Source organism: Moorena sp. SIO3H5 (genome assembly GCF_010692395.1).
In the GTDB taxonomy this organism is placed as follows: Bacteria; Cyanobacteriota; Cyanobacteriia; order Cyanobacteriales; family Coleofasciculaceae; genus Moorena.
The window spans coordinates 1-6,619 of sequence record NZ_JAAHHS010000408.1 but is presented as its reverse complement, the minus strand read 5'-3'; the positions used below and the strand labels follow the sequence as shown (position 1 = coordinate 6,619).

The window sequence follows — 6,619 nt, the reverse complement described above, 5'->3', positions numbered from 1 at the left end:
TCTTGCTCAAACAACCTTCCTGGCCATCACAGGGGGTGCTACCAAAACTCTTGATTTCTGGGTTAATTAACACCAGCGGTGGGTTGTCTTGGTTATTAGGTTCACAGTCAACCACAATCATTTGCTTATTAATCCCGACCTGAGGGGCTGCCAAACCGATACCATCTGCACTGTACATGGTTTGCAGCATTTGCTCAGCTAATTTCCGGATGTTCTGGTCTACTTTAGCAACCCGCTTGGCAGGCTGACGCAGGACGCGATCGCCTAGATAATGAATTGTTAATGGTGGATTCTCTAATTTTTTCTTTTCAACGATAAGTTCAGCAGTCATGGGGTTATCGACTTGTGAGTCAGGGTATGGTTAGGGTTAGACACTCAGCTGGCTATTGGATTAGAACACTCAACAGACAGATTTTTCAACAGAGTGCCTAAGACAGAGTGCCTAAGTTGGTCTACTATTATAGTCTTGGCTAGCTTCCTTAGTTTATCATGCCCCACGCCCCAACAGCCTTCGCGCTGCGGTGCGACAGGGCGCTGCCTGAACCTGCTCAAGGGAACGCACACTAAGAGAGGGGATGGGGAGCACGTTGCAATGATTTGATTAACTTTCCCTGGTCGCCCATAGGTGGGGATTATTTGAGATCCTACGTTTCAAGTTATTTCTTGGTATCCCACAATTGTTTTACAGCTTTTGATTTTCGTTGAAACTAGCAGCTTTATAGGTTAGAACCCAACAGTAACACCAAGTCAGGGATGGATGTTTAAATTTCTCAATCAACTGGACTATCTGCTGCGGGAAACTTTCTTAGGTCTACAACGTGGCGGCTGGATCAACTGGGCGGCGGTTAGCACGGTCACTGTCCTATTGTTTCTGTTTGGTATAAGCTGGCAAGCCTCCTGGCAGTTAGGTGGGCTACTCAATCAGTTGGGGAGTCAACTAGAAGTGGCTGTTTATCTCGAACCAGGGGCTGAGGCAGAAATGGTCTTACCAGCAGTTCAGAAACTGCCAAAGGTGATGGCGGTTCAAACCATTTCCAAAGAAAAAGCTTGGGCATCCTTGGTTGAGGAACTAGGAATTTCCGACATTGCTGCTGCTACGGAACAGTTGGAAGGGAATCCCCTAGTGGATGAACTGAAGGTAAAGGTAAGCAAACCAAAGGATGTGCTAATTCTTGCCCAGCAGTTGTCACAGTTGCCAGGAATAGATCAGGTGCAGTATATGGATCAGACTCTCAAACAAATGCGACAGCTTCATCATGGTTTAGGCTGGGTGAGTCTGATCATTACTACCATTCTCAGTCTGACAGCAGTGGCAGTTGTCACCACCACAATGCGCCTGATTGTGATCGCAAGACGCCAGGAAATTGAGATTATGCAGCTAGTTGGGGCAACCAGATCCTGGATTTATCTGCCGTTCATGTTGCAAGGAATTACTTTTGGTGTAGCTGGGGCAGCCTTAGCCTGGGTTTTGTTGATCGGTCTGCGGCAATTTTTGACTAATCTGCTAGGGACTGGACCTGATTTTATCGAATTTATCGCTACAGTGGTGCCACCTGACCCACTTAAAATTGTTGTGCTACCCTTACTGCTGTTGATTCTGGGGGGTTCAGTGGGTTTGCTCGGTAGTTGCTTAGCTGTTAGTCTCGAAACCATCGCTATCGGGAAATGATATCACCAAAATTTGCTCTAATTCTGGTATTTTGTCAGTGGTTAGTCTCATGGGAAGTGGTTAGACCAACAGAGGAATTATGGAATCGATGGTAGTAGATAGACTCATGACCCACGACTAACAACTAATGATACTAATGATTAAGAGCTAATCACTAAGGACTACTTATGCGATCGCAATGGGAATGTTTTTTGCAAAATCAAGGGAGTTGGCATGGTTCCTTTACCACATTCTCACCAAAAGGGCAACAGTTAAAAGATATTCCCTCTGTGCTCACCATAGAAGGACTCGACGATAACCAAAAAATTCGTTTGACTCTTCGCTATCTGCCACCTGAACAAGCTATATTCAACCGAGTTCTGGAATACACCCATGTAGATCGCTATCTTATGTTCTTTGACACTGGTGCGTTTTCCCAAGGCGCACTACAGTGGGGTCCTTATTCCGAATTTGGGGCAGAATTTGGCTTGATTGAAGGTAACCGTCGTCTGCGGATGGTGCAACTGTATAACAGGGAGAGTCAGCTGAAACAGTTGACCTTAATTCGAGAAAAGCGGTGCGACCCCGGCGAGGTTTCCAACTCCTACGGAGACGCTCCGCGAACGCCAAGGGAAAGCGCACCAAGAGAGCTGGCGGGTACGGATACACCAGAACGTCCACCATTAACCTTGGAACAGTTGCTCGGAGAGTGGCGTGGAGAGGCAGTAACCCTTTATTCTGATTTGCGTACGCCTAACATCTATCCTACTCACCTTAAACTCCAGCATTATGAAAGTAACCGCTTAGTACAACAACTGACATTTGGCACAGGAGAATCATTACATACCATCACCTCTAGCGCTAAGATTGATGGCTCAATTCTGTATTTTGAGGAGGGTGCTGTTTCTACTCAAGTTTTATTATTGCCCGATGGGGCATCATCTACTTGTCCAATAACAGTTAAGCCAGGTCATTCTTTCTTTCTAGAAGTAGGTTGGCTGTGGCAACCTAACCAACGTCAGCGACTGATTCGCTCTTTTAACGATAAAGGGCAATGGGTTAGTCTTACTTTGGTAAGAGAGCAGAAAGTATCTTCTGGGCATTATATAAAAGAATAAAAGATAAAGTATCAAGGATGAAGTAGGTGGGCTTTTTTACAACCCATTCAACCTGGCTCGATATTATATATACCGTTTTCAATATAATTGATAGTATAAGTATTTATAATGACTTCGAATAAAAAACATTTTGGTAATGAATTAGTTTCAACGAAGCCTGTCAGATAGGTTTGGCTAACCAGGTAGTTTCCTACATCAATAAAACACTGATACAAGTCGAGTTAATCACTTACCAAATAGTCCCTGAATTTTTTGTAATGGGTAATTGTTAGTTGCTAACTGTTAATTACCCATTACAAATTACCGATTACTTGAGGAATGATAATTAGTCAACTGGATTTGGGATGATATTTGTTTACTTTCAGGGACTTCGCAATAAAACTTATTATAAGTTAACTATAAGTATCAGCAGAGTAGACAAATATTTACCATAAGAACTACCCAGAATTTGTTATCCGGAATACACTTAAGTCAGATTGAAGTATAAATCTAGAGGCTTTAAAAAGCCTGAGTTGATAATAAATGAGGTAAGACCTATGGATAGCGAACTGAGCCAAGTTCTATTACTAGTGTTGATTTTTTCTACTTCCTGTATGATTTTGTCTCCGGTGTTATGGTGGATTCTGCCAGACAGAAGCATCAATAACGCCTAACCAGACTTTGCCAAAACCAAGCCAGTAAGCAGGTTTAGATGACATCAGTCTCAATAAGCATGTATTATGAACCCACCCCTTCTTGGTGGGTTCACTAGAAAAAAAACTGGTCTGATACCTCACCCCTTGTGAGCAATTTGTGAGTCAATTTTTATACAAAATATTTTTTGGATATCCTGCCCTTCTGTCAAACTTTTTGTAAAATTTCTTTAAGACCTGCAACGAATCGTTCAATACCCTCTGCTACAGTTTCTTTTTGCAAAGCACCATAAGCAAGCCTTAGGTAACACCCGTCCTCAATACCAAAGGTGCTACCTGGTATTACAGCTACCCGATGTTCCCGAATCAGTCTCTCTACCAACTCAAAAGCATCCAACTGAGTATCCACTTTTAGGAAAACATAGAACGCTCCATCCGCAGGACCAATGGTACACAAACCCTCTAGACGTTTCAGGGAGTTCAATACCACCTGTCGTACAGAAGCGATCGCATTAATATGAGGTTGACAGTAATTTTTTCGAGTATTCAATGCCCCATTAGCTGCATACTGAGAAATGACTGGGGGACAAATTAGGATAGTATCCTGAACCTTTTGAATTGCTTCAAACAAGTGTTCTGGAACAATCATGTAGCCAATCCGCCAACTGGCAAAACCATAGGCTTTGGAGAGGCTGTAGAGAGAAATAGTGTGTTGACTACTTTCGGGAAAGGAACCTGGGGAAAAGTGTTTCACCCCGTTGTAAGTAAAATACTCATAAGCTTCATCACTAATGTGGTAAATTCCGTGATCGGCACAGAGTTGATTTACCTGACGCAATGCCTCTTCGGAATATACCGCCCCAGTAGGATTATTAGGTGATATGGTAACTACTGCCCGGGTTCTGTCGGTAAGAGCCTGTGCGATCGCGGACGGACGTAGCTGGTAATTCTCATCGGTTGGCACCAGGATTGGATGACAGCTAGCCATCTGAATCGCCATTTCGTGGTTGAAATAGTAAGGCGTTTGAAGAATAATCTCGTCCCCGGGAGTGGTAATTGCTAGAATCGCATTCATGAACGCCATGTTGCTTCCTGCGGTGACAACAATGCGGTTAGCAGAATTGATCTCAATGTCGTTATCAGTTTTCAGTTTTGCCTCAATTGCCTCTCGCAAGGCCGCAATTCCATATACAGGTTTGTATTTATGATTACCTGATAAGCTGTAGAATTCACGCAACATTGCCATTGCCTCTGGGGGGGGATCATAATAGACCACCCCCTGTCCTAAGGATATTGTCTCAGGATATTTACGGATCAGTTCCCCAACCATGGGAATGACTGGCAACTGCACCGCCTCCATGCGGGAGGTTAGGCTTTTCATGGTTTCTTCTTTTTTTTGAGTGAAGGTACCCGTGGTTCATACTAGCGAATCTCATACCAAATCGGCTTGGTCATTACCCCTTTATAAAAATCAACCAAATCTTTTTATGCCAGGAATCTAGGGCTATGCGGATCACGGAGGTATGGGAACAGGATTTGGTATCAGCAGGTGCGACCCGTGGCAAATTTAATAATTATATGCGGAAAGCGCACCTAAGTTAATCGAGATAAAAAAAACTAAATTTTTCTATTGCTTCAGTATTGTGTTACTATCCTTAGAGGTGTTGTTTACTTTTCCTTTAATAAAACTTATGTTAATTATAATTAAATATTTTTGTATTAATTTTTGTTTGTTTTTAATTCGGTATTGCTAAAAAAATATTAAAAAAATCTAAAAAAATAGCTAATCAATCCGATTAATTTTAATAATATAATAAGCTGTGGAAATTGATGGGATAAACTGGTAGTTATCCATAGATAGCCATGAATAGAACTACTGAGGGGGCGACATGTAAGCTGAAATCATTACTGGGTAATAGTTTGAGCCCATAAGTAACAGAAAGATACATGCTGTTTTGGGCTGAAATTGAACCTAGTTATAAGGGTTTAAGCTTCCAGAAAACGATGCAGTGGCCTCACGGGGAGGCAGTGCTGCCAAAGGGGGTAACCCCGATGAGCAACTGCCGTGGTTTCATCCACTCGCGCTTTGCATCAAGACAATGAATCCAGGGTCAATTTCGGTCTGTATCTTGCCTGAGTTATTGGCCTAAAAGCTTTATATAGTGGGCATTTCAGGGCTTATTATATAACCCCCTCAGCTAGAACTAATAGTTTTCTTAACCTTAACTGGGCACGAAACTTTGAGGAGAGTGCGATGAGCGATCCTAATAGAGAAATGGAGATGCGATCGGCACAACCATTAGCTGAACAGCCAGTCCAGGATCAAGTTGACCAGGCGAAGACAGAGGCCCGTAAGGAAGAAGTTATCGACATTTACGAAGATTTGCTCACCACGATCTGGGACCGGATTATGCCGACCTTAGGTAGAGTGACAGTAGTGTCGATTATGGAAAGATCTCTAGCTTTGACAGCGGAAAAATATCCCCTGATTGGCTACATAGAATCAAGTGCCGAGGGAGTTTCGTTTGAGGTGTTTCGCAAAAAGGTTTCACCAGAACAACGGTTGTTAATTCGTGAGGCGCTCAAAGAGTTAGTCACAACCCTAATCGATATTCTAGCCATCTTGACGGGCGACATTCTAGTCAGACAATTACTCAAGGAAATTGAAGGGAAAAAACTTATATGATCAGTCCTCGGACAAAGCCCTTAGGTAAACTGCCTACTAGTATTCCTGGTCTAGACTCGATTCTCTCTGGTGGTATTCCGGAATTGTCCATTAACATCATCAGTGGGCCACCCGGATCTGGTAAGACGATCTTTACCCAGCAAATACTATACACCAATGCTACTACAGAGCACAAAGCGCTTTATTTAGTCACCCTATCGGAACCTTCAGTCAAATTACTGCACTACCTACAAAAGTTTGATTTTTTTGACCCCAGTAAGGTAGGTACTGCGGTAATTTATCTTGATATCGGCGAGATTATCCGAGAGCAGGGTCTAAAAGAAGCGGTCGCTGCCATTATTAATTACGTAAAAGAGTACCGACCTGCGCTGATCGGCATTGATAGCTTCAAAGCCATTCATGATTTGGCAACGGATCCCGTAGAAGTACGTAAGTTTGGCTACGACCTCTCAGTGCGTCTGACCACTTGGGGAGTAACAGCTTTTTTAGTAGGGGAATACACTGACGAAGAAATTAAACATCAACCGATCTTTGA

The 6,619-nt window shown here is 43.0% G+C and carries 6 protein-coding genes; 4 read left to right on the top strand and 2 right to left on the bottom strand.

Annotated features, from left to right (window positions below; genetic code table 11):
• Positions 1 to 331: peptide deformylase (locus tag F6K52_RS29690; RefSeq protein WP_293087250.1), on the bottom strand; the 331-nt coding region annotated here is incomplete at its 3' end.
• Between the two features lie 426 nt (positions 332 to 757).
• On the opposite strand from F6K52_RS29690, the gene F6K52_RS29685 reads away from it, so the two are divergent.
• Both F6K52_RS29685 and F6K52_RS29680 read left to right on the top strand, forming a co-directional pair.
• Positions 758 to 1,669 (top strand): ABC transporter permease, encoded by a 912-nt coding sequence (locus F6K52_RS29685; RefSeq protein ID WP_293087247.1) that lies wholly within the window; start codon positions 758 to 760, stop codon positions 1,667 to 1,669.
• A 167-nt stretch (positions 1,670 to 1,836) separates the two neighbouring features.
• Entirely contained in the window at positions 1,837 to 2,766 is a 930-nt protein-coding gene (locus tag F6K52_RS29680) for a DUF3598 family protein (protein ID WP_293087244.1), read from the top strand.
• Between the two features lie 840 nt (positions 2,767 to 3,606).
• On the opposite strand, the gene F6K52_RS29675 is transcribed toward F6K52_RS29680, so the two are convergent.
• Entirely contained in the window at positions 3,607 to 4,779 is a 1,173-nt protein-coding gene (locus F6K52_RS29675; RefSeq protein ID WP_293087241.1) for a pyridoxal phosphate-dependent aminotransferase, read from the bottom strand.
• An 873-nt stretch (positions 4,780 to 5,652) separates the two neighbouring features.
• Here F6K52_RS29675 and F6K52_RS29670 point away from each other — a divergent pair.
• Both F6K52_RS29670 and F6K52_RS29665 read left to right on the top strand, forming a co-directional pair.
• Positions 5,653 to 6,084 (top strand): hypothetical protein, encoded by a 432-nt coding sequence (locus F6K52_RS29670; protein ID WP_070391802.1) that lies wholly within the window; start codon positions 5,653 to 5,655, stop codon positions 6,082 to 6,084.
• A partial coding sequence (locus F6K52_RS29665) for an ATPase domain-containing protein (RefSeq protein WP_293087238.1) occupies positions 6,081 to 6,619 on the top strand: 539 nt, incomplete at its 3' end. The genes F6K52_RS29670 and F6K52_RS29665, both read left to right, overlap by 4 nt.